General features: G+C 68.6%; 24 protein-coding genes. 13 read left to right on the plus strand and 11 right to left on the minus strand.

Annotation, left to right across the window (positions count from 1 at the left end):
• Positions 1 to 50: 50 nt before the first annotated feature.
• The 3 genes from eccE to FR943_RS00230 form a co-directional block, all read right to left on the minus strand.
• On the minus strand, positions 51 to 1,445 hold the full coding sequence (gene eccE / locus FR943_RS00220) for a type VII secretion protein EccE (protein WP_217154320.1): 1,395 nt from the start codon (positions 1,443 to 1,445) through the stop codon (positions 51 to 53).
• Positions 1,442 to 2,791, minus strand: a complete 1,350-nt coding sequence (gene mycP, locus FR943_RS00225) for a type VII secretion-associated serine protease mycosin (RefSeq protein WP_217154321.1) — start codon at positions 2,789 to 2,791, stop codon at positions 1,442 to 1,444. Before mycP ends, eccE begins: the two co-directional genes overlap by 4 nt.
• A gap of 176 nt (positions 2,792 to 2,967) precedes the next feature.
• Complete coding sequence (locus FR943_RS00230) at positions 2,968 to 3,225, minus strand: HPr family phosphocarrier protein (protein WP_217154322.1); 258 nt, start codon at positions 3,223 to 3,225, stop codon at positions 2,968 to 2,970.
• Between the two features lie 76 nt (positions 3,226 to 3,301).
• Between FR943_RS00230 and FR943_RS00235 the strand changes: the two genes are divergently transcribed.
• Together FR943_RS00235 and FR943_RS00240 are read left to right on the plus strand one after the other, a co-directional pair.
• On the plus strand, positions 3,302 to 4,966 hold the full coding sequence (locus FR943_RS00235; RefSeq protein WP_308170392.1) for a phosphoenolpyruvate--protein phosphotransferase: 1,665 nt from the start codon (positions 3,302 to 3,304) through the stop codon (positions 4,964 to 4,966).
• A 175-nt stretch (positions 4,967 to 5,141) separates the two neighbouring features.
• On the plus strand, positions 5,142 to 6,116 hold the full coding sequence (locus FR943_RS00240) for a pirin family protein (protein WP_217154323.1): 975 nt from the start codon (positions 5,142 to 5,144) through the stop codon (positions 6,114 to 6,116).
• Here the strand turns inward: FR943_RS00240 and FR943_RS00245 are convergent.
• Together FR943_RS00245 and FR943_RS00250 are read right to left on the minus strand one after the other, a co-directional pair.
• Positions 6,113 to 8,269 carry an FUSC family protein gene (locus tag FR943_RS00245; protein WP_217154324.1) on the minus strand — a complete coding sequence of 719 codons (2,157 nt, stop codon included), beginning with the start codon at positions 8,267 to 8,269 and terminating at the stop codon, positions 6,113 to 6,115. The genes FR943_RS00240 and FR943_RS00245 overlap by 4 nt on opposite strands.
• 11 nt (positions 8,270 to 8,280) lie before the next feature.
• The gene (locus FR943_RS00250) at positions 8,281 to 8,856 is read right to left on the minus strand and encodes a TetR/AcrR family transcriptional regulator (protein WP_217154325.1); all 576 of its coding nucleotides are present in this window, start codon (positions 8,854 to 8,856) and stop codon (positions 8,281 to 8,283) included.
• 122 nt (positions 8,857 to 8,978) lie between these two features.
• Between FR943_RS00250 and FR943_RS00255 the strand changes: the two genes are divergently transcribed.
• The 3 genes from FR943_RS00255 (at position 8,979) to FR943_RS00265 (ending at position 11,577) form a co-directional block, all read left to right on the plus strand.
• Positions 8,979 to 9,614 carry a TetR/AcrR family transcriptional regulator gene (locus FR943_RS00255; protein WP_217154326.1) on the plus strand — a complete coding sequence of 212 codons (636 nt, stop codon included), beginning with the start codon at positions 8,979 to 8,981 and terminating at the stop codon, positions 9,612 to 9,614.
• Between the two features lie 71 nt (positions 9,615 to 9,685).
• Positions 9,686 to 10,648, plus strand: a complete 963-nt coding sequence (locus tag FR943_RS00260) for a class I SAM-dependent methyltransferase (RefSeq protein WP_217154327.1) — start codon at positions 9,686 to 9,688, stop codon at positions 10,646 to 10,648.
• Entirely contained in the window at positions 10,645 to 11,577 is a 933-nt protein-coding gene (locus tag FR943_RS00265; protein ID WP_217154328.1) for a class I SAM-dependent methyltransferase, read from the plus strand. The genes FR943_RS00260 and FR943_RS00265 overlap by 4 nt, the downstream gene beginning before the upstream one ends.
• 18 nt (positions 11,578 to 11,595) lie before the next feature.
• Here the strand turns inward: FR943_RS00265 and FR943_RS00270 are convergent, their stop codons facing one another.
• Positions 11,596 to 11,778, minus strand: a complete 183-nt coding sequence (locus tag FR943_RS00270) for a hypothetical protein (RefSeq protein ID WP_217154329.1) — start codon at positions 11,776 to 11,778, stop codon at positions 11,596 to 11,598.
• A 190-nt stretch (positions 11,779 to 11,968) separates the two neighbouring features.
• Here FR943_RS00270 and FR943_RS00275 point away from each other — a divergent pair, with 190 nt between their 5' ends.
• The 5 genes from FR943_RS00275 to FR943_RS00295 are packed head-to-tail and all read left to right on the plus strand — an operon-like array spanning position 11,969 to position 15,589.
• Entirely contained in the window at positions 11,969 to 12,832 is an 864-nt protein-coding gene (locus tag FR943_RS00275; protein WP_217154330.1) for an SDR family NAD(P)-dependent oxidoreductase, read from the plus strand.
• A 5-nt stretch (positions 12,833 to 12,837) separates the two neighbouring features.
• Positions 12,838 to 13,803, plus strand: a complete 966-nt coding sequence (locus FR943_RS00280) for an NADPH:quinone oxidoreductase family protein (protein WP_217154331.1) — start codon at positions 12,838 to 12,840, stop codon at positions 13,801 to 13,803.
• A gap of 9 nt (positions 13,804 to 13,812) precedes the next feature.
• A complete protein-coding gene (locus FR943_RS00285) occupies positions 13,813 to 14,550 on the plus strand; it encodes a class I SAM-dependent methyltransferase (protein WP_217154332.1) in 738 nt (245 codons plus the stop codon).
• Entirely contained in the window at positions 14,547 to 15,053 is a 507-nt protein-coding gene (locus tag FR943_RS00290; RefSeq protein WP_217154333.1) for a DUF456 domain-containing protein, read from the plus strand. Before FR943_RS00285 ends, FR943_RS00290 begins: the two co-directional genes overlap by 4 nt.
• Positions 15,050 to 15,589 (plus strand): YceI family protein, encoded by a 540-nt coding sequence (locus tag FR943_RS00295; RefSeq protein ID WP_217154334.1) that lies wholly within the window; start codon positions 15,050 to 15,052, stop codon positions 15,587 to 15,589. Before FR943_RS00290 ends, FR943_RS00295 begins: the two co-directional genes overlap by 4 nt.
• Positions 15,590 to 15,685: 96 nt before the next feature.
• Here the strand turns inward: FR943_RS00295 and FR943_RS00300 are convergent, their stop codons facing one another.
• The gene (locus tag FR943_RS00300; RefSeq protein ID WP_217154335.1) at positions 15,686 to 16,495 is read right to left on the minus strand and encodes a tyrosine-protein phosphatase; all 810 of its coding nucleotides are present in this window, start codon (positions 16,493 to 16,495) and stop codon (positions 15,686 to 15,688) included.
• Positions 16,492 to 17,745, minus strand: a complete 1,254-nt coding sequence (locus tag FR943_RS00305) for an acyl-CoA dehydrogenase family protein (protein WP_218045113.1) — start codon at positions 17,743 to 17,745, stop codon at positions 16,492 to 16,494. The genes FR943_RS00300 and FR943_RS00305 overlap by 4 nt, the downstream gene beginning before the upstream one ends.
• Before the next feature lie 43 nt (positions 17,746 to 17,788).
• Between FR943_RS00305 and FR943_RS00310 the strand changes: the two genes are divergently transcribed.
• Positions 17,789 to 18,262: a nuclear transport factor 2 family protein gene (locus FR943_RS00310; protein ID WP_217154336.1), complete on the plus strand. Its 474-nt coding sequence runs from the start codon at positions 17,789 to 17,791 to the stop codon at positions 18,260 to 18,262.
• On the opposite strand, the gene FR943_RS00315 is transcribed toward FR943_RS00310, so the two are convergent.
• Together FR943_RS00315 and FR943_RS00320 are read right to left on the minus strand one after the other, a co-directional pair.
• The gene (locus tag FR943_RS00315) at positions 18,208 to 19,476 is read right to left on the minus strand and encodes an MFS transporter (RefSeq protein ID WP_217154337.1); all 1,269 of its coding nucleotides are present in this window, start codon (positions 19,474 to 19,476) and stop codon (positions 18,208 to 18,210) included. The two genes, FR943_RS00310 and FR943_RS00315, sit on opposite strands and share 55 nt — an antisense overlap.
• Positions 19,477 to 19,522: 46 nt before the next feature.
• On the minus strand, positions 19,523 to 20,404 hold the full coding sequence (locus FR943_RS00320; RefSeq protein ID WP_217154338.1) for a LysR family transcriptional regulator: 882 nt from the start codon (positions 20,402 to 20,404) through the stop codon (positions 19,523 to 19,525).
• Positions 20,405 to 20,447: 43 nt separating this feature from the next.
• Between FR943_RS00320 and FR943_RS00325 the strand changes: the two genes are divergently transcribed.
• Both FR943_RS00325 and FR943_RS00330 read left to right on the plus strand, forming a co-directional pair.
• On the plus strand, positions 20,448 to 21,098 hold the full coding sequence (locus FR943_RS00325) for a response regulator (protein WP_217154369.1): 651 nt from the start codon (positions 20,448 to 20,450) through the stop codon (positions 21,096 to 21,098).
• A gap of 9 nt (positions 21,099 to 21,107) precedes the next feature.
• Positions 21,108 to 22,274: a sensor histidine kinase gene (locus FR943_RS00330; protein WP_217154339.1), complete on the plus strand. Its 1,167-nt coding sequence runs from the start codon at positions 21,108 to 21,110 to the stop codon at positions 22,272 to 22,274.
• Positions 22,275 to 22,280: 6 nt separating this feature from the next.
• Here FR943_RS00330 and FR943_RS00335 read toward each other — a convergent pair whose 3' ends face one another.
• Positions 22,281 to 23,897: an LCP family protein gene (locus tag FR943_RS00335; protein ID WP_217154340.1), complete on the minus strand. Its 1,617-nt coding sequence runs from the start codon at positions 23,895 to 23,897 to the stop codon at positions 22,281 to 22,283.
• Positions 23,898 to 23,901 lie beyond the last annotated feature (4 nt).

Consider the following 23,901-nt stretch of genomic DNA (forward strand, 5'->3'; position numbering starts at 1 on the left):
GATCTATTCCCCTCGACCTGGCTGGGACCCCTCTCCCAGCAAGTTTGATGTCATTGTTCCAGTGCCATCTGGTAGCGGCTTTCCTCACGTGGATTGATCAACGTGATCGGCAGCTGGCGGTGCCGCGGTGTGTCAATGAAGTTGGGTCGCATGATCACTCGGCCGACCCCCTGATGCGGTCCGAGGTAGGTCGTGGAATTCGGCCAGGCCACGCGCGGCACCCGGCCGACGCGGCCGTTGATCATGGTGGCGAACTCGCGGAACTGCGGCCCGAGGGTCACCACCGCGCCCGAGGCCGCCGAGCGGATCACGAACTGGGTGAACAGGCGGGCGTCCCCGAGGTTGATGCTGACGTCGACGTTGTCGAACGGCATGTACACCGGGTAGCGGTCCGAGGTCTCGCCGACGAGCACGCCGGCTGACCCGATCGGCAGATCGTAGTGCTTGTCGGTCACCGGGCTGATGCCCTGCAGGGCAGCGCGCTGCCCGCCGTACAGGCACGAAAAGCCGCGCGGTGTCGTCGGATTCGACAGCGTGGTGAGCAGCACGGTGGTGGTGGGGGCGGCCCCGGGGCTCAACCGCACCCGGGTGGTGGTGTGATCGGCGCGCGCCGACCACCAGACGTCCGGCCCACCGGGCGCGTTGTAGGCCGCGGTGAAGGTGCTGCGCCCCTTGATCACCGACCAGGTTTCCTTTTCGAAACTGATCTCGGTGGCCTTGTCGTAGTCGTCGAAGCTGCGCGAGCAGCGGGCGTCGATTCCGTTGCTGGCCAACTGGTCTGCGATCCTGGTGGCCGAGGCCACCAGGTAGCGCGCCAATCCGGAGACCCCGCTGTCGCGGCGCTGCGCCGAACGTTCGGTCTTCGTCGGATCGGCGCGCAGCACGATCCAGGTCCGCCGGTTCGCCGGCGCCGGGTACGGACCCACCACCTGCTCGTAGAGCGCCACCAGGCTGGCCGGCGCGGTCTTGCCGACTCGGTAGCCGGCCGACACCACGTCGGCCTCCAGGTCGGGGCAGTGTGCCTCGATCAGCTTCTCGACGAGCTTGGTGCTGACGGTGTCGTCGGAGACGGCGCTGCCGTTGACGATCACGGTCGGGGTGAACGGCCGGGGCACCAGCTCGATCACCGCGACCAGATAATCGCCCTGCCAGCGGACCGCGACATGATCGCCGGGCATCACGGTGGCGCCGACCGCGGGCTCGGAGGCCACATCGGGGGTGCTGCGGTGCCGGCGCCGCCAGGAGAAGATCGCCTTCACCCAGCCGGTGAGCCGTCGTCCTCGGATGGTGAGCACCGAGAAGATCGCGATCAGCGCCGACAGGGTGATCCCCAGCCAGAGCAGCTTGAAATGCAGGCACAGGGCGATGCAGGCCGGGATCAGCGTCGCCGCCCAGATGGCGTGGCCCGTGGTGAAGCGGAACCCGAACTGCCGCAGGAAGTTCATTGGCGCCGCCGCAACGCACGCCGGGTCATCGCCGCGATCCCGAGAAGCAGTGCCAACGCTGCCCCGGCCACCACGACACCGGTGATCGGACCACGGTCTGGCGGCGGGATGTACACCGGCGGGGGCACTTCCTTGACCCGGAACGGTGCCTTCTTCGGTCCGGCGGGAACCTCCCAGGTCAGTGCGGCCACCGGATCGACCACGCCGGCACCGACGTAGTTGTCGACGCCGCCGCCGGGGTGGCGCGCGGTGGCGGTGATCCGGTTGATGACCTGGGCCGGGGTCAGATCCGGGAAGCGTTGCTTGACCAGCGCGGCCAGGCCCGAGACGTAGGCCGCCGAGAACGACGTGCCGTTGAGCGGCACCGGGCCGTCCTCACCGGGGGTGGCGTTGACGGGTTGGCCCTCGTAGCCGAGCGCGACGAGATTCTCGCCCGGGGCGGCCGCGCCGACCCACGGACCCGACATCGAGAAGTTGCTCGGCTGACCGTTCTGGCTGACGCTGCCGACGGTCAGCACCAGCGGGTCGTACCAGGCCGGGCTGACGATCGTCTGCACGCCCTTCCAGCCGCGGGCGTCGGCGGGGACCGACGGATCCGGCGGCGGGTTCTGGGTGCAGTCCTGGCCGGTGTTGCCGGCGGCGACGATGATCACCACGCCCTTGACGTTGACCGCATAGTTGATGGCCGCGCCCAGGCTGGACTCGTCGATCCGGCGGGTCACCTTGTAGCAGGCGGCCTCGCTGATGTTGATCACCTGCGCGCCCAGGTTGGCGGCATGCACCACCGAGCGGGCCAGGCTGCGGATCGAGCCCGCGGTCTGGGTGGTGTTCGGGTCGTTGGGATCCTGACGCGAGCCCTTGGGCTGGAACGCCACCGACGTCTGGCGCAGCGAGAGCAGTCGGGCGTCGGGGGCGACACCGACGAATCCGTCGGTGGGGGCGGCCCGCCCGGCGATGATCGACGCGGTCAGGGTGCCGTGGGCGTCACAGTCGGACATCCCGTTGCCGCCGGCGTCGACGAAATCGCCGCCCGGTTCGGCGGGGACCCGGGGTGAGCCGTTGACCCCGGTGTCGATCACCGCGACAGTTACGCCTGCGCCGGTTGCGAACTTGTGCGCTTCGGGCAGCCGCAGGTAGTCGGCCGCCCACGGTTTGTCGGCGAAGTTGGAATTGGGCATGACCGTGGGTGCAGCGCAGATCTTGCGCTGCTCCATGGGCTGGTCGGGGCCCGTTTCATCAGGGGGAACAGCTGCGGCATCGATTGCCGGCGGATCGATCGCCCACGCCGGAGGCGCACTGAATAGGGCCAACAACGATGCCAGCAGCATCACGGCTACGCGCTGCACGCCTCACACTCCCCCAATTACATCGGACCTGTCAGCAGTGTGCTCGTGCACATTCAGCAAACAATGTCCGGCCTGCTCGAAAATGAACCGTCTCACGTCAAGCCGACCCGCGATTTGCACGCAGGCAATCATAAGGGTGCCTTACGCAGGTCGATGACGCTTTCTCAGCCCGTGGATCAGGCATCGAGGTCCTGCGCGACGAGCCCGGCCACCGTGGCCAACACGTCGGCGTCCTCGCAGGCAACGGTCACCGGGGTGCCGTGGGCAGCGCCCAGGGTCATGATCATCAGGGCCGATCCGGCGTCGACGGGCTCGGCGCCACCGACGGCCAGCGAGACCGGAACCCCGGCGTTCAGCACGGCGTCGGCGATTACCGCGGCGGGCCGCGCGTGCAGTCCGATCGTGGAGCCGACGGTGACGGTCTTGCTAGGCATATCCCTCCTCGGGGGCGCTCGGGACGGTGGTGACGGCGGCTGCGAGCTCAGCAAACGCATTTGTAACCTGTGTCACGTGAGCTCGACAACTCCGGCCACCTCGCCGGTGGTCCTGCAGGGCGTGCCGGTGGTGCCCGGGCGGCAGTGTGCCCCGGTGATCCGGCCGGGCCGCGCGCCGGCCTACGACGGCGCGGCAGCCGATCTGGCCCTACCGGACCGCGCGGCCGAGACCGCCCGGTTCGGTGCGGCGGTGACGGCCGTGTCGGCGCGGTTGCGGGAGCGGGCCGCGCACGCCACCGGTGTGGCCGCCCAGGTGCTCGATGCGCACGCCACGCTGGCCGGTGACCGGGCCTGGTGCGCGGCCGTCGACAAGCGGATCGACGCCGGAACACCCGCGGTGCGCGCCGTCGTGGAAGCCACCGCCGAGTTCGCGGCGATGCTCACCAAACTGGGTGGGTTGATGGCCGAACGGGTCAGCGATCTGAACGACATCCGCGACCGCGTGCTGGCCGAGCTCCGCGGCGTTTCCGAATCGGTGGTACCGCGGCCGCTCGTCCCGTCGATCCTGATTGCCGAGGATCTGGCCCCCGCCGATGCCGCGGGCTTGGATCCGGCCCTGGTGATCGGACTGGCCACCGCGCAGGGCGGCCCGACCGGCCACACCGCGATCATCGCCCGGGAGCTCGGCATCCCGTGTGTGGTGGCGGTCGGCGGGCTCGACGCGGTACCGCCGGGAGCGACGGTGCTGTTGGACGGCGCGGCGGGCACGCTGACCGTCGACCCTGATCCTGTGCAGCCGCCCCGGCTGCCGGAGACCCCCGCGTGGACCGGGCCCGGGGCCACCGCCGATGGGCATCGCGTCGCGCTGCTGGCCAACCTGACCGATGTGCCCAACGCAGATGTGCGGGCCGAGGGGGTGGGTCTGTTGCGCACCGAGCTGTGTTTCCTGGATCGCGACGACGAGCCCACGCTCGCCGAGCAGAGTGCCCGCTACCGGCGGGTGCTCGAGGCGTTCGGCGGGCGTCGCGTGGTGATCCGCACGCTCGACGCCGGCTCGGACAAGCCGCTGCGCTTTGTGGGGCAGGAGCCTGAGCCGAACCCGGCGCTCGGGGTCCGCGGCATCCGCACGGCCGCGGGCAATCCCGGTCTGCTGACCCGCCAGCTGGCCGCGATCGCGGCAGGGGCCGAGGCCACTGGGGAGCGGCCGTGGGTGATGGCGCCGATGGTGACCACGGTCGATGAAGCGAAATACTTTGCCGCGCAGGCGCGGTCATACGGGCTCAGTCCAGGCGTGATGATCGAGGTGCCCGCCGCGGCGCTGCTGGCCGACCGAATCCTGGAGCACGTCGAGTTCCTGTCGATCGGGACGAACGACCTGGCGCAGTACACGATGGCCGCCGACCGGACCTCGGCCGGGTTGGCGGCCCTCACCGATCCGTGGCAGCCCGCGGTGCTGAGGTTGGTGGCGTCGGTGGCACGGTCCGGGGCCGATGCGGGCAAGCCGGTCGGGGTGTGTGGTGAGGCCGCGGCGGATCCGCTGCTGGCGGCGGTGCTGGTGGGGTTCGGGGTGTCCTCGCTGTCGATGGCCCCGGCGGCGATTGCGCCGGTGGGGGCGCAACTCGCGCAGTTCACGGCGGCGCAGTGCCGTGCCGCCGCCGACGCCGTGCTGGCCGCGGCCACCGCGGCGGATGCCCGTGCTGCCGCGCTCGAGCTCCTCAACCCGGGGCGAGCAGACAGTTAGGTACCCGGAATTGGCTGTTCCGGGGTACCGCAGCTGGGGGCCCCTCCCGCTTGCGGGGGACTGCTCGGCGAGGGGAATCAACCACGGGGAAGGCGGGGCACCGGCAACGACGGGGAATAATCGGACCGGAGTCCGGTTATATCTGGCATCAGAGTACGCAAACAGGAGGTAGGCGATGCCAGCCATCACCGCAGACACCTTGACCCTGCCGCGCGTCGCGGCAGCTCAGGCGTCGGACACCGAACGCCCGGTGCGCTCGGTCACCACCGGTCCGCGCGGATTCGAGGGTGAGGGATTCCCCGTCGTCCGGGCCTTCGGCGGCGTCAGCGCTGCCGATCTCGACCCGTTCGTCCACATGGACCAGATGGGTGAGGTGGAATACCAGCCCGGCGAGGCGCGGGGCACCGATTGGCACCCGCACCGAGGATTCGAAACCGTCACCTACATGATCGACGGCCGCTTCGCACACCAGGATTCACACGGCGGCGGCGGTCTGATCACCGACGGTGCCACGCAGTGGATGACCGCGGGATCGGGAATCCTGCACATCGAAACCCCGCCGGCCGAACTCGTCGACAGCGGCGGCACGTTCCACGGCATCCAGCTGTGGGTGAACCTGCCCCGCAAGGACAAGTTCGCCACCCCGCGCTACCAGGCCATCGAGGGCGGCGACGCCACGTTGCTGTCCTCGCAAGACGGCGGCGCCCTGGTCCGCATCATCGCCGGCGACATCGACGGGAAAACCGGGCCGGGCAGCACACACACCCCGATCACGTTGGCGCACGCCACGATTGAGCCCGGGGCGCAGCTCAATCTGCCGTGGAACCGCGAGTTCAACGCGTTGGTGTACGTCCTGAGCGGACGCGGCAGCGTCGGCCCGGTGGGCCATCCGATCCATCAGGGCCAACTCGCCGTGCTCGGTCCGGGTGACCGGATCACCGTGTCGGCCGAACCCACCCAGGATTCGCACCGCCCCGCGATGGAGGTTCTGCTGTTGGGCGGCAAGCCCATCCGTGAACCCGTCTTCCACTACGGGCCGTTCGTGATGAACTCGAAGGCCGAGCTCATCCAGGCGCTGGAGGATTATCAGGCCGGCAAGTTCGGCCAGATTCCGCCGGACGCCCTGATGCCGCACCGTCCGCTCAACTAACCCACCGCCTCGGCGGGCTGCGGGTAGAGCAGCTCGAGCTCGCCGAGATGTGCAGCCGCCGTCACCAGCGGCAGGGCCGCCGAGACCGCCAGGTCGGTTTCGGTGGCCTCGGCGCGCAGTGACGTCACGAAGGTCTCGCCGATCGGTACCCACACCGAGGTGGCGTCGGCGCCGGTGAGCCGGGCGCAGATGGCCCGGGTGTGCTCTTCGATGATCGCGGCGGTCTGCGGATAGACGCCCAGCGGCGGGGGCACGATGTCGGCGATCAACTCGGCCGCGGCCCGCACCCGGATGGCCCGGTTGGCCGCCCGCACCACCGGGGCACGCTGGTCGGAGGGGCCGCCGTTCTCCGAAAGGTAGTGTCGCACCGCATCATCGAGGGTGCGGGTGGCGGCCAGGGCGTCGTGGCCCAGTGCGATGACGCGGTCGGTGGCCTCTTCGGAGGCGCCCCGGGTCACCCGCAGCACCGCCGCTTTGAGGAACCGCGCCCCCGCCTGGCGGGCCCGGTCGACCGCCGTCGACACCGACGCCGTCGCGCCACGCGGCCACAACAGCAACGACATGGCGATGCCCACCAGCGCGCCGACCACCACGTCTTCGACCCGCACCAGCCCCACCCGCCAACCGGTCGGCACGATCAGGTTGAAGTTGATCAGCACCATCATGGTGAACGCGGCCTGCCCGGCGATGAACGAGCCGACCTCGGGCACGTAGGCAGAGCCAAATGCCACGACGGGCAACAGGATCCACATCACCACGGGATCCACCCCGACGAACTCGATGAGCACCGCGCCCAGGACGAAGCCGATGGCGGTGCCGGCGACGGCACGCAGCACGCGCGTCCCGGTGGTCAGCGCGCTGCTGCGCAGCACCGACATCGCACCCAGTACCACCCAGAAGCCGTGCTGCACCGGGAACACGTGCGTGACACCCACCGCCAGCGCCAGTCCCAGCCCGGTGCGCAGGCTGTTGCGCAGCACCACGGCCCGGCCGGTGACCAGGCCCCTGGCGATCGCGGTGACGGCGAGGGTCTCGGGCATCACCCAGTCAGCGGTGCCGGTTTCCGGCAGCCGCCGCCCCAGCACCCGGGCCCACACCGGTCGGGCGTCGGCCAGCGCGGCGTTGCGGATCACCCGGCCGGTCACGGCGATGGTGGCCGAGATGGTGCGCCGAATGAGCAGGCCGCGGCCCAACTCGACGGCCGCTTCGTCGTCGGCGGTGTCCAGGATCTGGGTGATCTCGTCGCGGTAATTGCCCTGGGCCACGGTGCGCTGCTCGGTCAGCGCGGCCCGCAGGTCGGCCTCCCGTGCCGCGCGCACGGACCGATCGGCGGTCTGCAACAGGGCGGCGCTGTCGCGTAGCACCCGCACCGCCGGGGTGCGCATGGAGCCGAGCAGGGCCGCGGTGTCGTCGGTGACCTGATCGCAGATCCAGCCCAGATCGTCGACGACGCGCACCAGGGCGCGGCTGCCGGCGGTGAGCGCGACGGGGCGGTAATCGGCGCCGAGAAAGCTGGCGTACAGGGCGTTCATTGCCCGGGTCACGTCGCGGTCGGTGGCCGCGCCGTCGAGGCGGTCGGCCAGCAGCCGGCACACCCGGGCCGCGTAGCGCCGCAGTTCGTCGTGATGGCGGGGCCGGAACAGGAACAGCGCCGCGGGCACGCAGATCACCAGCGCGATCAGCCAGCCCAGCAGCCGGTCGGGAATTGGGCCGACGGGCGTACACAGCGGCAGCACGAACAACAGCAGGGTGGCGCGCTGCCCGGCGGCGACGATCTCGCTGAGCACCCCGGAGAACATCACCACCACGCCGACGACGAACATCGCCACCACGCTCAGCCACGGGTGCGGAGCCAGCACGGTGCCGAGCACGATCAGCACGAGGCCGTTGAGTGCCAGGCCGGCGTAGGCCAGGGCGCGGGCCGGGCGGTTGCCGGGGAAATCGGCGGTGATGAGCAGGGAGACCGCGCCGAAGATGGCGAACAGCGGGGTCTGGGACCCGCCGCCGAGGGCGAATCCGGCGGCGGCTGCGATGGGGAGGACGATCGCGGCCCGCAGCGCGCGGCGCAGTGCGTCGTAGTCGGGGTCCTTGGTGCGCAGACGATCGCGCAGGCGGTCGGCTGTCCGGCGCCAGATCGCGGCCGGGGTCAGCATGTTCGCCGATGTTAGACCGGTTGGTCGGATCCGGTGGCCGGTGTGAACCGGCCCGATTCGAGCGTGTCCCGCATCTGGGTGGTGATCCACTGCAGGGCGTTGGTGTCGCGCGGCAGGGTGCTCTGCTCGAAACCGACGATGAGGTAGATACCCCACGCGGCGAAGCACTCGGCGGTGCGCTTGTCGCCGATGAGCTCGAGCGCGGATTCGTAGATGATGTCGAAACGCATCTGGTCCACCACGGCCTGCACGGCGTAGACCTCGGCGTCCAGGGAGCTCCAGACCCGGATGGCGGCCTCGGCGCCATGCGGCAGGGCGAGTGCTTCGCCGATGATGCTCTCGATGCGGTGGTGCGCATCCTGGTCGGCCCGCAGGGACTCGACCACCCGCTGGGTGCGGGCCTCGCGCCAGTGGGCGATCAGCTCGCGCGTGTAGGACGCCCAGTTGGGGAAGTAGTGGTAGAACGAGCCGGTCGTGACGCCGAGCCGGTTGCACACCTCGGCCAGCTTGAGGCCTCCGTAGCCGAGGTCGGACAGTACGTCCAACCCGGTTTCGAAGTAAGCCTCCCGTGAAACGCCCCCCGCCATGGCGGACAACGGTAGTTCGTCGTCGATCTGACGGTGCGACTGGGTTTGCTGGCGGGCGGGTTTGGCGCCGCGCGAAAAAATCAGCGTCGGGCCCCCAACTTGACGTGTGGCACAATTTCAACGTGGAGCACATCGCGAGTCGAGGACCGGGACGTCCCCCGGCAGCAAAGGCAGCGGAGACACGTGAGCGCATCCTGCATGCTGCCCAGGAAGTTTTCAGCGAACTTGGATACGACGCAGCTACATTTCAGGCAATCGCCATTCGTGCCGATCTCACCCGCCCAGCGATCAACCACTATTTCAGTAGCAAACGTGTTCTGTACCGCGATGTGGTGGAGCAGGCCCATGCCAAGTTGATGGCCGCCGCCCTTGCCAAAACGCAGGAAGCCAGCACGTTACTGAGCCGGATTTCGGCGGTGTTCGCTGCGGCGATGGACACCGAATCCACGGACCGTTCGGCGGCTGCTTTCCTGGTCACGTCGGTGCTGGAATCGCAGCGTCATCCCGAACTGGTTTCCGAGGAGCACGACGCGCTGGCCAGCTCGCGGAAGTTCGTCACGTGGGCGGTCAACGATGCGATCGAAAAGGGTGAATTGAGCGCGGACACGGACATCCCGGCGATCGTCGAGATGTTGGTCGCGGTGATGTGGGGGATGGGCTTTTACGCCGGTTACGTGGGTGATCGCGACGAGCTGGCGGTCATCGTGGACAAGTTCGAGCTGCTGATGGCGAACAAGCTCTGGCAGCTGCGCGATTGACGCCTCGTCGGCGTGAGGTAGCACACACTACCGTATAGCTTGGCTAACTATTCGGTAGGATGGTTGGGCAAATGACTGATCTGACTGACGTACGGCCCGATCGAGCCGACGGCGACAGCTGGGACATCACCGAGAGTGTCGGGGCCACGGCTCTGGGGGTGGCCGCCTCCCGCGCCGCCGAGACGGCCCAGCCCGATCCATTGATCCGCGATGAGTTCGCCTTCCTCCTGGTGGCGGCCGCGGGCCCGGCCTGGGCCCAATTGGCCGGCAGCGAACCGCTCTGGATTGGCGACGACCCGAACGCCCGTCGCATCCACGAGCTGGCCCGCAACTATCAGGCCGTGCGCACGCACTACTTCGACGATTACTTCTCCGAGGTCGCCCACGACGGCATCCGCCAGGTCGTCGTCCTGGCCGCGGGCCTGGATTCCCGGGCCTACCGGCTGGACTGGCCGGTCGGCACCACGGTGTTCGAGATCGACCAGCCCAAGGTGTTGCAGTACAAGACCGCGACGCTGGAGGCGCACGGCGCGGTGGCGCGGGCTCGGTATGTCGGTGTACCGATTGATTTGCGCGACGACTGGCCGGCGGCCTTGGCCGCCGCCGGATTCGACCCAGCCCAGCCGACCGCGTGGCTGGCCGAAGGATTGCTGCCCTATCTGCCCGGTGAGGCCCAGGACCGCCTGTTCGAACTGGTCGCCGCGCACAGCGCCCCAGGAAGTCGGCTCGCCGTCGAGGACTTCGTCATGGACCCGGCTCGGTACACGCCGGAGAAGCGCGCCGAGCGCCGGGCCCAGGGCGAGCACATGCGCACTGCGCTGGGGTTGGACATCGACACCGACGCCCTGATGTACACCGGTGACGAGCGGACCGCCGCCGCCGAGTGGCTCGCGGAGCACGGGTGGGAGGTCGACGCGTGCTGCGCCGCCGACGAGATGGACCGGTTGGGCCGGCCGGCCCGAGCCGACGAGTTGGCCGAACTCGGTTTGGACAGCGTGCTGTTGCGCGCGCGATTGGACGGAGAATCCCGATGAGCTCACTGCGCAGCCACGACGACACCTGGGACATTGCCACCAGCGTGGGGTCGACCGCGGTCATGGTGGCCGCCGCCCGGGCCGGCGAGACGGACCGGGAGAACGCCCTGATCCGTGACCCGTACGCCCGGATCCTGGTGGCCGGCGCCGGGAGTGGAACGTGGGAGTCACTGTTGGACGGTGATCTCGTCGAGAAGATCGGCGCCGTCGACACCGAGGCCGCCGCGGTCTTCGAGCACATGGGCAGCTATCAGGCGGTGCGTACGCACTTCTTCGACGACTTCTTCGCCAAGGCCGTCGACGCGGGCATCCGCCAGATCGTGATCCTGGCCTCGGGCTTGGATTCGCGGGCCTACCGGCTGGAGTGGCCGGCCGGGACGACGGTGTACGAGATCGATCAGCCCAAGGTGCTGGAGTACAAGGCCGAGACGCTGGCTGCCCACGGTGTGCAGGCGGCTGCGCAGCGCCGTGAGGTGGGCATCGACTTGCGTCAGGATTGGCCGAAGGCATTGCGCGCGGCGGGCTTTGACGCCGAACAGCCCACGGCATGGTTGGCCGAGGGGCTCTTGATGTATCTGCCCGCCGATGCCCAGGACCGGTTGTTCGAACTCGTCACCGAGCTGTCGGCGCCCGGCAGCCGGATCGCCGCGGAGACCGCCGGGGTGACGGCCCGCGAGCGCCGCGAAGAGATGCGGGAGCGTTTTGAGCGGTTCGCCGCGCAATTCAACATGGAACATGCGCTCGATGTTCAGGAATTGATGTACGACGACCCGAACCGGGCCGACGTGGTGCAGTGGCTGGCCGAACACGGCTGGCGGTCGCACGGTGTGCACTCAGTGGACGAGATGCGCCGACTGGGCCGTTACGTCGAAACGGTGCATCGTGACCCGGCCGGCTTCTCCACGTTCGTCACGGCCGAACGACTCTGAGCGTTTCTCGGAACCCGTTCAGCCGTTCGGCCTGATGCTGGTGTGCTTCACCGTGTTGTCGACCTGCGGAACCTGTGCCTTCTGATGCTGCTGGTGTACCCACATGTGGTGGTCGACCCCGGCGGACGCCGGAGCGGCCAGACCCACGACCGCGGCGGCCAGACCACTGGCAATGACGGCGCTGAATCCCAACTTCTTCATGTCTGACCCTCTTCTGTATCGCTTTTCTTGATTAGTTCAACTTTAGCGATACTGGAATGATTCCAAATTAAACGTCGCGGGACCGTGACAGTGGTCACTCGTCGACCCGGTGCGCCGTCCGCGAGGCAGCCGCCGTATACAAGAGGGGAGCTGAGCCCCTTTTTCAGGCCCGTTATCGAGGAGGAATCCCATGCCAGGAGTGCAGGACCGCGTCGTCGTCGTCACCGGAGCCGGCGGAGGTCTGGGTCGTGAATATGCCCTGACGCTCGCCCGCGAGGGCGCCAGCGTCGTCGTCAACGACCTGGGCGGTGCCCGTGACGGGTCCGGCGCCGGACACAACATGGCCGACGAGGTGGTGGCCGAGATCCGCGAAAAAGGGGGTCGCGCGGTGGCCAACTACGACAGCGTCGCCGAGCAGGCGGGCGCCGAGAACATCATCAAGACCGCCATCGACGAGTTCGGCAAGGTCGACGGTGTGGTGAGCAACGCAGGCATCCTGCGAGACGGCACCTTCCACAAGATGACGTTCGAGCAGTGGGACGCCGTGCTCAAGGTGCACCTCTACGGCGGGTACAACGTCATCCGCGCGGCCTGGCCGCACTTCCGCGAGCAGAGCTTCGGCCGCGTCGTGGTGGCCACCTCCACCAGCGGTCTGTTCGGCAACTTCGGTCAGGCCAACTACGGTGCGGCCAAGCTCGGCCTGGTCGGTCTGATCAACACGCTGGCCCAGGAAGGCGCCAAGTACAACATCAAGACCAACGCGGTCGCGCCGATCGCCGCAACCCGGATGACCCAGGACATCCTGCCGCCCGAGGTGTTCGAGAAGCTCACCCCGGAATACGTCGCGCCGGTGGTGGCCTACCTGATGACCGAGGAACTGCCCGACACCGACTCGGTGTTCATCGTCGGCGGCGGCAAGGTCCAGCGCACCGCGCTGTTCCAGAACGACGGCGTCACCTTCACCGAGGTGCCCACCGTCGATGACATCGCCGCCAAGTGGGGCGAGATCACCGACCTGTCCGCCGCCCAGCTGGCCACCTTCAAGCTGGGCTAATACGAGTGAAAGCGCTTGTAGCGCAGGCACTCACCGGTACATCCGGGCTGGCGTACGTCGACGTCCCCGATCCTGCTTCCGCGGAAGCGGTGATCGTGGACGTCGGCGCCGCCGGCGTGTGTTTTCCCGATCTGCTGTTGCTGCGCGGTGAGTACCAGCTGCGGCTGGAACCGCCGTTCACCCCGGGGATGGAAGTGGCCGGAACGGTGCGTTCCGCCCCGGAAGGCTCCGGTTTCACACCCGGACAACGAGTTTCAGCGTTCTCGATGATCGGTGGATACGCCGAGCAGGTGGCGGTGCTGCCGTCCAACGTGGTGCCGACGGCCGCCGGTCTCGACGACGCCGAAGCGGCATCGCTGCTGGGCAACTACTACACCATGCAGTTCGCGCTGGCTCGTCGTGGTGGGCTGGTGGCGGGCGAGACCGTGCTGGTGCTCGGCGCGGCAGGCGGCATCGGGACTGCGTCGATCCAACTCGCCAAGGCCATGGGCGCCAAGGTCATTGCGATGGTGCACCGGCCGGGCGCCGAGGAGTTCGTCGCCGCTGCCGGGGCCGATGCGGTGCTGCCGCTGACCGACGGCTGGCGCCAGGCGGTGATGGACGCCACCGACGGAAACGGCGTCGACCTGATCGTCGACCCGATCGGTGGCGACGCGTTCGACGACGCCATCCGGGTGCTCGCCCCCGAGGGCCGGCTGTTGGTGATCGGATTCGCCGCGGGCAGCGGAATTCCCACGGTCAAGGTGAACCGCCTGCTGTTGCGCAACGTCAGTGTGGTCGGTGTGGGCTGGGGCGAGTTCGTGCGCCGGCACCCGGCGGCCCAGGCCCAGGTGGGTGCGGAGCTGGCCAGGCTGGTTGCCGGCGGGTTGCGGCCGCCGCCGCCGGTGCGGTTCCCGCTGTCCGAAGGGGCGGCGGCGCTGGATGCGCTGGCCCGTGGTGAAGTGCGGGGCAAGTTGGTGCTTGAGCCGTAACGTGGAGATGTGGACACCGCATCGAATCGGGCACTGAGCACGGCGCTGGATCTTCTTCGGGATCCACCCGCCAAGCCGGACCTCGGCAAGGGCTATCTCGACCTGTTGGGGGCGGGCAGTGGTGAAGCCCCCAAGAATTCCGGGTTCATCCAGAAGGCGTGGGCTTCCCCGGTCGGGTCGATGCTCTACGACCACGCCCAGCTGTTGAACCGTCGGCTGCTGACGGCGTTCCACCCGCCCATCGACTGGCTCGGCATCCCCAGCGGCGGGGTGGCGCTCGACGTCGGCAGTGGACCCGGCAACGTCACCGCCGCACTGGCCCGGGCCGCCGGGCTCGACGGGGTGGCACTCGGTGTCGACATCTCGGAGGCGATGCTCGAACGCGCGGTCAAGGCCGAGGCGAGCCGCCAGGTGGGTTTCGTGCGCGCCGACGCACAACAGCTGCCGTTCCGGGACGAGACCTTCGACGCCGCGGTGTCACTTGCGGTGCTGCAGTTGGTCCCTGACGCCGAGGCGGCGCTCTCGGAGATGGTGCGGGTGCTCAAGCCGGGCCGGCGGATGGCGATCATGGTGCCGACGGCGGGCCACGGCGGGCCGATGCGGTTCCTGTCCCGTGGCGGCGCCCGGTTTTTCGCTGAGGACGAGCTCGGTGACATATTCGAAGAGCTGGGCCTGGTGGGTGTGCGGACCAAGACGCTGGGATTCCTCCAGTGGGTGCGTGGGCAGAAGCCGCTGGACGCCCGGTGAGTGTTCTCGGGGTCGTTCTTGTTGCGTTGGTGATCGCGGTCGGGCTGGTCGGCATCGTGGTGCCGATCCTGCCCGGCGGTGGATTTCTGGTGTTCGCCGCGATCGCGGTGTGGGCGGTGTGGGAAGCCAGGGCAATTCCGGCGCACGCCACCGTCGCCTGGGTGACGCTGGGGATTGCGGCGGTGTTCTTCGTGGCCGCTGAGGTGATCAAGTATGTCTGGCCGGTGCGGCGAATGCGGGCCGCCGAGGTCGGCATCTGGACCCTGGTGGCCGGCGGCGTACTCGGGGTGATCGGGTTCTTCGTCATTCCCGTGATCGGGCTGGTGATCGGTTTCGTCGCCGGGGTCTACCTGGCCGAGCTGGCCACCCGGCGCGACTACCGGCGGGCCTGGACGTCGACTGTGCACGCCCTCAAGGGTGTGGCGTTGTCCGTCGGCGTGGAGCTGACCGGCGCGCTGCTGGCCACGATCACCTGGGTGACGGGTCTGGTGATCGCGTCGTGACCCGGTGGACGCTCGGTCCCGACTCGGGCGAGTTGCTGTTGCGTACCGGGGTCACGGGTACTGCGGCGCGGATGGGCCATCGGCTGACCATCGCGATGCGGACTTGGCAGGCATGCGTCGACTGGGATGGCGACGTGCCGAGCGCGATGGAGGTGACGGTGGACCTCGACTCCCTCGACGTGCTGCGGGGTGAGGGCGGCATGACCCCGCTCTCCGGTGCCGAGAAAGGGCTCATCCGATCAAACGCGTTGAAGTCGTTGCATGCGAAGCGGTTTCCCCAAGCGGTCTTTCGATCGTCCGAGATCGTCGGGGACGGCGACTCGTATCGGATTCGCGGCATGCTCGAGCTCGGCGGTCACCATGGGGACCAGGCGGTCGATGTGCAGGTGGAGTCGGACGGTGACGGCTGGCGCATTTCCGGCACGGCGCACGTGCGGCACAGCGCATTCGGGATCAAGCAGTATTCGATGCTGATGGGTGCGATGAAGGTGGCCGACGAGGTTGAGGTGAGTTTGGCGGTGACGCACCCGGCCTGACCATGCGTGGCGGTGCCTGTTGACTTCGACACCACGCACACCGCTACTCGAAAAAGTGCAGCGTCAGCTCAAAGTCAACGAGCAGAGGAGCGTCGACTAACCCACCAGGTTGGCCCGCAGCGCGGTGAGGTCCTCAGCGGACACCCCGGCCGCTTCGAGGAATCCGCGCACTGAACCGTAGGCCTCATCGAGCTTGCGCCGCGCTGCGTCGAGGTACTCCTCGCGGACCCCGAGCACCTCGTCGGTTAGTCGGGCCTCGGCGTAGGTGACCATTTCCGGAGCGTCTTGGGCCCGGGCCCGCACCGAATCCATGATCCGATTCCGCAGCGCGGGGATCGCGTTGTTGCTGGCCAGGAAGTCGGCGATGATGCGGTCCCGTTCGACGCCGACCGTCTCGAGCACGGTGGCCACGGTGAAGCCGGTCCGGTCCTTGCCGGCGAAGCAGTGCGCGATCACCGGACGGTCTTGTGCCAGAAGCGAAATCACCTCGCGTACCGCCGTTTGCGCGCCCGGCAGCGTGGGGAACTCCTCGTACACCTCGGTCATGTACCGGCGGGCCGCGGTGCCCACGTCCTCGTCATCGGCGGATTCTGCCATCACCCGCTGGAACGTGCTCTCGTGCGGTGCGTCCTGGGTGGAGTTGTCGTCGGGATGGAACGGCAGTAGGTGCACCGCGACGCCGTAGGGCACCTGCCCCGAACCCTGTCGTTGCACCTCCTGATGTGACCGCAGGTCGGCGACGTCAGTGATGCCGAGCCGGCGGAACACCGCCCGGCCGGCGTCGGAGAGCTGGCTGAGCTGACTGGAGCGGTAGAGCAGCCCCGGTCGGATCGCGGTCTCGCCCGCGACGTCCCGAAAGTTCCACGCCCCCGACAGTTCCCCGAGCTCGGTGTTGTTGGTGGTCACCGCGATGTCACCGCCGTGCCCGATTGGCGGCACGCCGCCGCCGCGAGCGGTGACTTTTCTCGGCCTAGTTCGGCGCGCGCGATCGTGCGCATGTGCACCTCGTCGGGCCCGTCGAACAGCCGCATCGCCCGGTGCCAGGCATAGAGCCGGGCCAGCGGGAAGTCGTCGCTCACCCCGGCCGCGCCGTGCACCTGGATGGCTCGGTCGATCACGTTGCAGGCGATCTGCGGGGCCACCGACTTGATCTGGGACACCAGCACGTGGGCGGCCTTGTTGCCGTCCTGGTCGATCGTCCAGGCGGCCTTTTCACACAGCAGGCGGGCCTGGTCGATCTCGTTGCGGGACTTGGCGATCGACTCGCGCACCACTCCCTGCTCGGCCAGTGGCTTGCCGAAAGCCACCCGCTTCTGCACCCGGTCGACCATCAACGCCAGCGCACGTTCGGCCGCGCCGAGCGCGCGCATGCAGTGGTGGATCCGGCCCGGCCCGAGCCGGGCCTGGGCGATCGCGAAGCCGCTGCCCTCCTCGTGCAGCAGGTTCTCGGCCGGCACCCGCACGTTGTCGAACACGATCTCGCAGTGCCCGTGCTGGTCCTGCCAACCGAACACCGGCAGCGAGCGCTGGATGTCGACCCCCGGAGTGTCGACGGGAACCAGGATCATCGACTGCTGTTGGTGTGACGCGGCGTCGGGATTGGTACGGCCCATCACGATCAGGATCTTGCAGCGCGGATCGGCGGCGCCGGTGATCCACCACTTGCGGCCGTTGATCACGTAATCGGCCCCATCACGCAGCATCGTGGTCTCGATGTTGCGGGCGTCGGAGGACGCCACGGCCGGCTCGGTCATTGCGAACGCCGACCGGATCTCCCCGGCCAACAGCGGCTCCAGCCACTGCTTGCGCTGCCTCTCGTCGGCGAACAGGTGCAGCGTCTCCATGTTCCCGGTGTCGGGGGCCGCACAGTTGAGTGCCTCCGGAGCGATCTCCATGCTCCAGCCGGAGATCTCCGCCAGCGGGGCATACTCCAGATTGGTCAGGCCGGACTCCGAGGGCAGGAACAGGTTCCACAAACCCAGCTCGCGGGCCTTGACCTTGAGCTCCTCCACCACCGGCGGCACGGTGTGGTCCCGGGGACCCTTGTCCTCGCGATAGGCGTGGTAGGAGGCTTCCGCCGGGAACACATATTCGGTCATGAAGTCGGTGAGCCGGGAGTGGTAATCAGCCGCCTTGGCCGACATCGCGAAGTCCATGCCAGCCACGATAGCCACATGGTTAGACAGGTAGAAAGGTGGCATGACCGGAAGCTCGCCCGACAGTCGCCCGCCTTTCCCGCCCTTCACTCTGGACACAGCCCTGCAGAAGGTTCAGGCCGCCGAGGATGCGTGGAACACCCGCGATCCACAGCGCGTCAGCCTCGCCTACACGGTGGACTCCGTGTGGCGCAATCGCGACCTGCACATCGTCGGACGGGACCAGATCGTGGAGTTCCTGACCGCCAAGTGGGAGCGCGAGCTCGATTACGTTCTGCGCAAGAGCCTGTGGGGTTTTCGCGAAAACCGGATGGCGGTGCGGTTCCAGTACGAGTGGCACGACGCGAACGGGCAGTGGTATCGCAGCTACGGCAATGAGCTGTGGCAGTTCACCGAGGACGGGTTGATGGCGCGGCGTGAGGCGAGCATCAATGACGTCGCGATCGACGAATCGCAGCGACGCTACTTCGGTCCGCGCCCCGAATCGGAGTACGGCCGCGACATCGAGCTGTGGTAGATGCGCGGCTCGCCGCGGTGGTAGTTGCGCGGCAGCGTCACCGCCAATATCCCGGCCAGCGCCGCCAGGGCCATCACGGCACCGGCCACGGCCGGCCATCCGGCCGCGTCGAAGGCCACCCCGCCGGCCCAGCCGATGACGCTGGACCCCGCGTAGTAGAAGAGGTTGTACAGCGACGACGCCTGGGCCTTGCCATCGCCGGCCGCCACGCCGACCCAGCCGGAGGCGATCGCGTGCGCGCCGAAGAACCCGGCGGTGGCGATCAGTAGGCCGACCAGCACGATGACGATATTGCCCGCCAAGGTGATCGCGACACCGGCGATCATGGTGAGAATCGACCCGAGCAGCACGGGCTTGCGGCCGAACCGGCCGGCCTCCGCGCCGGCCCGGGCCGAGGCCCAGGTGCCGGCCAGATAGGCCAGGAACACCAGGCTGACCACGGTTTGCGGCAGCTCGAACGGTGCGCCCAGCAGCCGGAAGCCGAGAAAGTTGTACATCGCCACGAACCCGCCCATCAGCAGGAAGCCCTGGCTGTAGAGCACCAGCTGGCGCGGTGAGCGCAGGTTCTCGGCCAAGCGGCGGGCCAGGTACGGGGCGCCGGTCGGGGTGAATCCCTGTGCCGGCGGGGCGAGTTTGACGAACGCGAACGCCGACAGGGCGCACAGCACCGCGACCACCAGCACGCCGACTCGCCATCCGGCGAACTCGGCGATCGGCCCGGTGACCAGCCGTCCGGTCAGCCCGCCGATCGTGGTGCCCGCGACATAGGTACCGGCCGCCCGGGCCGCGTGCCCGGCGTCGACTTCTTCGGTGAGGTAGGCGATGGCCACCGCGGGCACCCCGCCCAGCATGAGCCCTTCGACGAGCCGGCCCGACAGCAGCAGCGTGGCGTTGGGCGCCAGCGGCACGATCAGGCCGAGAAGCGTTGCGGCGGTGATGGATATCGTCATCGCCTGAACCCGGCCGATCCGGTCGGCGAGCGCCGACCAGGGGATCACGCCCAAGGCCAGACCAACCGTGGCCGTCGAGATCGTCAGGGCGGCATGGGCGGCACCGGTCCCGAGGTCGCCGGCGATCAGCGGTAGGACGGCCTGGGGAGAGTACAGCTGGGCGAAGGTGGCCACCCCCGCGCAGAACAACGCCGCCAGCAGGCGCCGGTATTCAGTCGAGCCACGAGCGTGCCCCTGCCAGTCGACGGAGGTGGAAGTGGACACCCGCTCGACGGTAGGACCTCAGCAAAAATGTGTCCAATGCATGATCTCACTCAAATTCATGAATGTTATGCATGATGAAGCCGACCAGGCGCGCGGCAGCCGGCGGCATCTCGCGGTGTGGGTTCCAGGTCAGACCGATCTGGCGTTTGGCGGAGCCCTCCGTCAGCGGCACGTATGCCGGCCCCGGTTCGGCGCGTTCGGTTCGCGGTACCGGCACGACGGCAACCCCGAATCCGGCGGCCACGAGCCCCTCCATGGTCGGGATCTCCATGGCCTCGAACACCACCGGCGGGGCGATCCCGGCCTCTGCGCACAGTTCGTCGGTGAGCTGCCGCAATCCGAAGTCCGGGGCGAGCGCGACGAATGGCTCCGCGCCGGCGTCGGCCAGCCGGATCCTGGCCCGGTGGGCGAACCGGTGCTCGCGCGGCACCGCCAGGCACAGCCGCTCCACGTACAGGCCGCGCCAGCGGAACCCCGGCGGACGCGGTGAGGTGATCGCCAGGTCGGAGGCCCCGTCCGTCAGGCGTTCGACGATCTCGTGGGCCGCGCCCTGGAACAGCTCGAAACGCACCCGGGGTGCCTCGGAGCGGAACCGGCGCAACAGGTCGGGTACGTACCAGCCGGCCTGCGAATGCAGGAAGGCCAGCCGCACCGTCCCGGTGTCGGGATCCCGCAGCTCCGCAATTTTCTCAGTGGCGGTATGGATTTCACTGATGCTGCGCCGGGCATGCTCGAGCAGGACGCGCCCGTAGGCGTTGAGGCGCAGCCGGCGGTTGACCCGATCGAACAGCGCCACCCCCACGTCGTTCTCGAGCCGCGCCAACGCCCGCGACAGGGTGGGCTGGCTGATCCCGAGCTCGGCCGCGGCGTCGGTGACGTGTTCCGTCTCGGCGAGCACCACGAACCACCGCAGCTCGTCGGTATGCATACCGGTGACTCTAAACGCGCTGATCACCGACCCGGCCTGTGCCATGCTGTGCCGCATGGCCGGCAAGGTGCGGGTGGTGGTGGGCGACGATCACCCGATGTTCCGCGAGGGCGTGGTCCGTGCCCTGACGTCCAGCGGTGAGATCGAGGTGGTGGCCGAGGCCGACAACGGTGCCGACGCACTGGAATTGATCCGGACCCATCAGCCGCAGGTGGCGGTGCTGGACTATCGGATGCCGCAGCTCGACGGGGCTCAGGTGGCCGCCGCGGTCGGCCGCGACGAGTTGCCCACCCGGGTGCTGTTGGTCTCGGCCCATGACGAATCGGCGATCGTCTACTCCGCGCTGCAGCAGGGGGCGGCCGGCTTCCTGTCGAAGGAGTCGACCCGCAGCGAGCTGGTGAATGCCGTGCTGACCTGTGCCAAGGGCCGTGACGTGCTCGACCCGAACCTCGCCGCCGGTCTGGCCGGCGAGATCCGTCGCCGCAACGAACCCGACGTGCCGGCGTTGAGCCCGCGCGAGCGTGAGGTGCTGGACCTGATCGCCAAGGGTCGTTCCATTCCCGCGATGGCCAAGGAGCTCTACCTGGCCCCGTCCACGGTGAAGACCCACGTGCAACGGCTCTACGAGAAACTGGGCGTGAGCGATCGCGGCGCGGTGGTCGCGGAGGCGATGCGCCGCCGGTTGTTGGACTGACGGGCTGACATGGGAAGCGGACGCGTCGTCGAATTCTTCACCGCCCAGCCGGTTCGGGTCTCGGCACTGCTTCGGCTGCCGCTGATCGGGCTAATCGTGGTGCTGGTCTCGGTGTGGGAGGTCGAGCACTGGTTGCCGGTGCTGTACGCGGTCATCCTCGGTGCGTACGCGGCCGTGGCGGTGTTGTGGCTCGTGGTGGTGTTTCGCGGTCCGATGCCGCCGTGGGCCGAGTGGGCCTCGACCGGTGTCGACGTCGGGGTGTTGGTGGCGCTGTGTGCGGTGTCGGGCGGGGCCACCGCGGCGCTGCTGCCGGTGTTCTTCCTGCTGCCGATATCCGTTGCGTTCCAGGACCGTCCGTGGCTGACGGCGTTGCTCGGGGCCAGTACCGCCCTGGGCTACCTGGCGGTGTGGATCCTGTACTCCAAGCGTGACGACAACGTCGGCCTGCCCAACATCGTGTACATGCACGTGGGTTTCCTGGCCTGGCTGGCGGTGGCATCGGCGGCGTTGTCGTTCGTGTTGGCGCGGCGCTCGGCGCGGGTGCGGGCCCTGATGGAGGTGCGGCGGCAACTGGTTTCGGAATCCACCCGCGCCGACGACCGGCGCAATGCCGAACTGGCCGAACACCTTCACGACGGGCCGCTGCAGACCCTGCTGGCCGCGCGGCTGGACCTCGACGAAATTCGGGAACGCATCCCGGATCCCGACTTGGACCGCGTGCACGCGGCCCTGCAGGAGACCGCGGCCGGCCTGCGTTCGACGGTGACCGCGCTGCATCCGCAGGTGCTGGCCCAACTGGGGCTCGCCCCGGCAGTGCGGGAACTGCTGCGCCAGTATGAGAATCGCCCGGGGTTGACGGTGCGGGCGGATCTCGACGATGTCGGTCGCCCCGACGGGCAGGCCCTGCTGTACCGGGCGGCGCGCGAATTGCTGGCCAACATCAACAAACATGCTGGGGCAAGCACGATCTCGGTCGGGCTGCATCCCCGCGGCGACCGTACGGTGCTCACCGTGGCCGACGACGGCGCCGGGTTCGATCCGTCGAAGGTGGCCGAATCCGTCGCCGAGGGGCACATCGGACTGGCCTCGCTGCAGGTTCGCATCGAGGCCATGGGGGGTTCGATGTCGATCAGCTCGGCGGTCGGCTACGGGACGCAGGTGACGGTGACGCTGTAGCTGCCGCTATTTGACGCAGGGAATGCCGGAGACCTTCATCTGGCTCAGGTCGGTGGGCGCCGGGGTGTAGGTTCCGGTCGCGGTCGCGGCGACCGTGGTCACCGGGGTGCTGGCGGTGGTCTCCTCCGTGGTCTCGCTGCTGGAGTTCCAGTCCGACGAGGTGGCATCGGTCGACGTCGTGTCGGTGGATCCGGTCAGATAGTCGTGGCCGGGAAAATCGGTTCCCACCGTCAACTGCACCGTCCCGTCCAGCACCTCGGTGGAGGGACTGGCAACCACACCCAGCTCGTCGGCCAGCGACTGGGCGGCGGCCTCGGCGCCGGTTCCGTAGTCGATCGTGGTGGCGGCGGCCAGCGAGTCGCCGTCGCCGATCTGGCCCTCGGTGAATCCGTGTGCACCGAAGGTGGATTCGAGCGCCGCCGCCAGCCCGCTGTAGGTGGAGGCGTTGACGACGTCGAGCACCGCGCCCTGACCGTCGAGCGCCTCGGCCTTGCTGGTCGAGGTCGTCGACGACGACGGGCTGTCGTCCTTGGAGACCAGGTCGTGCACGATCTTGCGGATCGTCGGGACGTCGATGATGTTGATGTCCTCGCCGTAGGCGTTCTGGCTGAACTCCTTGATCGGCAGGGTGTAGAGGGTCGGCGGCGCCCCGGTCAGGTCGGAGGCCCGGCTGGCGAAGCTGGCCAGGTCGAAGCCGGAGTCCAGGGCCACGTTCTGCTTGGTGACATTGAGCAGCTCGCGCAGCTTGGTCGGGCTGGACAGGGCGCCGCTCTCACCGAGGGCGGATACCAGGGCAGCGATGAAAGCCTGTTGGCGGCGGGTGCGGTCGAGATCGGTGAAGTTCTCGTCGTTGACGTCGCGGCGCTGTCGGACGAAGGCCATTGCCTGTGCGGCGTCGATCTGTTGCACACCTTCGCGAAAGTCCGCCCCGGAGTATGGATCTGAGGTGTCGGCGTTGAGACACACGGTAATTGGTGCAACCGCCTTGGCGATCTGGAAGAAGGCGCCGAGGGTCACTTCGACGAAATGATCGATGGGGATGCCGAGCAGGTTGCGGACAGTGGCGATCTGGGCCCGGCGCCCGGCTTCACGGGCCTGCTGCTCATGCTCTGACTGGTCGTCGGAATCGGACTCCAGCGTTTCCATTTCGCGTTGATAGGCCCAGCCGTAGGCCTGCTTGATCTTGCCCTTGCACGGGTCGACATCGCAGCCCGCGATCTGGACGTAGTCGTCGCGGGGAATGGAGAACGCGGTGGCGGGCCCGCCGTCACCGGGGAGGTGCACCACGATCAGCACGTTGGCGTTGTAGCCGCCGACGGTCTCGTCGCCGGCGTGCAGCGCCTCGTAGATGTCCTCGGGCAGCGGGTTGCCGTGCTGATCCAGCCGGCTGTCGAGCCCCATGATCAGAATGTTTTCGGTGTCCCCGGTGGACACCGGGCCGCCGTCGAGGGCATTTGAGGTGGTGATGCCGTCGAGCACGCCGTGGTAGGTCACCCATCCCATCCCGGTTCCGGCCAGCACCGACAGTGCCACCACGCCCACAGCGGCGCGGCGGGCGGCCTGTACGCCCCGGCGCGGCAGGCGATGCCGAGGGGGGTAGGCGGCGTGGACGGGTGCGTTCATGGCA

Origin of the sequence: [Mycobacterium] fortunisiensis (assembly GCF_019050325.1) — a bacterium.
Taxonomy (GTDB): domain Bacteria; phylum Actinomycetota; class Actinomycetes; order Mycobacteriales; family Mycobacteriaceae; genus Mycobacterium; species Mycobacterium fortunisiensis.

Coding starts and splice junctions, on each gene's coding strand:
- FR943_RS00305 (WP_218045113.1), bottom strand. CDS start 17,745: ATGGACTTCGCGATGTCGGCCAAGGCGGCTGATTACCACTCCCGGCTC.
- FR943_RS00240 (WP_217154323.1), top strand. CDS start 5,142: ATGCCAGCCATCACCGCAGACACCTTGACCCTGCCGCGCGTCGCGGCA.
- eccE (WP_217154320.1), bottom strand. CDS start 1,445: ATGAACTTCCTGCGGCAGTTCGGGTTCCGCTTCACCACGGGCCACGCC.
- FR943_RS00265 (WP_217154328.1), top strand. CDS start 10,645: ATGAGCTCACTGCGCAGCCACGACGACACCTGGGACATTGCCACCAGC.
- FR943_RS00325 (WP_217154369.1), top strand. CDS start 20,448: ATGCTGTGCCGCATGGCCGGCAAGGTGCGGGTGGTGGTGGGCGACGAT.
- FR943_RS00310 (WP_217154336.1), top strand. CDS start 17,789: ATGACCGGAAGCTCGCCCGACAGTCGCCCGCCTTTCCCGCCCTTCACT.
- FR943_RS00260 (WP_217154327.1), top strand. CDS start 9,686: ATGACTGATCTGACTGACGTACGGCCCGATCGAGCCGACGGCGACAGC.
- FR943_RS00250 (WP_217154325.1), bottom strand. CDS start 8,856: ATGGCGGGGGGCGTTTCACGGGAGGCTTACTTCGAAACCGGGTTGGAC.
- FR943_RS00245 (WP_217154324.1), bottom strand. CDS start 8,269: ATGCTGACCCCGGCCGCGATCTGGCGCCGGACAGCCGACCGCCTGCGC.
- FR943_RS00335 (WP_217154340.1), bottom strand. CDS start 23,897: ATGAACGCACCCGTCCACGCCGCCTACCCCCCTCGGCATCGCCTGCCG.
- FR943_RS00230 (WP_217154322.1), bottom strand. CDS start 3,225: ATGCCTAGCAAGACCGTCACCGTCGGCTCCACGATCGGACTGCACGCG.
- FR943_RS00320 (WP_217154338.1), bottom strand. CDS start 20,404: ATGCATACCGACGAGCTGCGGTGGTTCGTGGTGCTCGCCGAGACGGAA.
- FR943_RS00275 (WP_217154330.1), top strand. CDS start 11,969: ATGCCAGGAGTGCAGGACCGCGTCGTCGTCGTCACCGGAGCCGGCGGA.
- FR943_RS00330 (WP_217154339.1), top strand. CDS start 21,108: ATGGGAAGCGGACGCGTCGTCGAATTCTTCACCGCCCAGCCGGTTCGG.
- FR943_RS00270 (WP_217154329.1), bottom strand. CDS start 11,778: ATGAAGAAGTTGGGATTCAGCGCCGTCATTGCCAGTGGTCTGGCCGCC.